The organism is Pseudoalteromonas sp. SR44-5, assembly GCF_014163675.1.
GTDB classification, from domain to species: domain Bacteria; phylum Pseudomonadota; class Gammaproteobacteria; order Enterobacterales; family Alteromonadaceae; genus Pseudoalteromonas; species Pseudoalteromonas rhizosphaerae.
In genome coordinates this window covers 1-623 of record NZ_JACJDT010000165.1, presented here as the reverse complement: position 1 = coordinate 623, position 623 = coordinate 1, and the positions used below count along the sequence as shown (strand labels likewise).

Sequence of the window (623 nt, the reverse complement as noted above, 5' to 3'; positions counted from 1 at the left end):
TTTTGATGTAAGTTTAGCCAGCTATTTTGGCTTAAGTTACGTATCTGTGCTTTTTCTATATTACGTGTCGGCGAGTAAATCAGTTGATTTAACTGAGCCGGTAAGCGGAATTTAGCGTGTCGCACTAGCCGGTCGATTTTTCTTTGCTCACGCGTATCAATTTCATGAGTGAGCAATAAACTGACGCGCTCTATAAAGCTTTGTTCTTGATATAGATTTGGCTGTTCAAGCTGTTGCTTGAGTGCTTGCTTTATACCGGATAACTTGAGTAGTTGAAGTTGCTGGTTAATGGTGTTTATCATGATTCATTTCCTTAATGGTAATACTGTGTGCCGCGTATGTTGCCATGCTTAATTGGCTTTTCTGGCTCTGTTTGCTGTGTGGGTAACGGTTGTTGATCCAACCCCTTTTTCAGCATCTGCTTAATTGATTTGAGTGTGGTCGTATTCATTATGATTGCGCGATAACACGCTTGCTCAAGCCGTTCTTTTGAATAAGTTTTAGCTAAACTTAACACCCCTAAACAGGCGCGATAAGCGTGCTCGGGGTGACGCCGTCCACTGAGCTGTAACTCAATAACTTGGTGGGTATACTCCCCAATACTTAATGCCCATGAGCGTAAA

The 623-nt window shown here is 42.2% G+C and carries 1 protein-coding gene and 1 pseudogene; both read right to left on the bottom strand.

Features of this window, described 5'->3' with window-relative positions:
* The coding region (locus tag H5154_RS23035) for an ATP-binding protein (protein WP_182719766.1) at positions 1-302 on the bottom strand (302 nt) is incomplete at its 3' end.
* Between the two features lie 11 nt (positions 303-313).
* Positions 314-623: pseudogene (locus H5154_RS23030) on the bottom strand (BTB/POZ domain-containing protein); the annotation flags it as partial.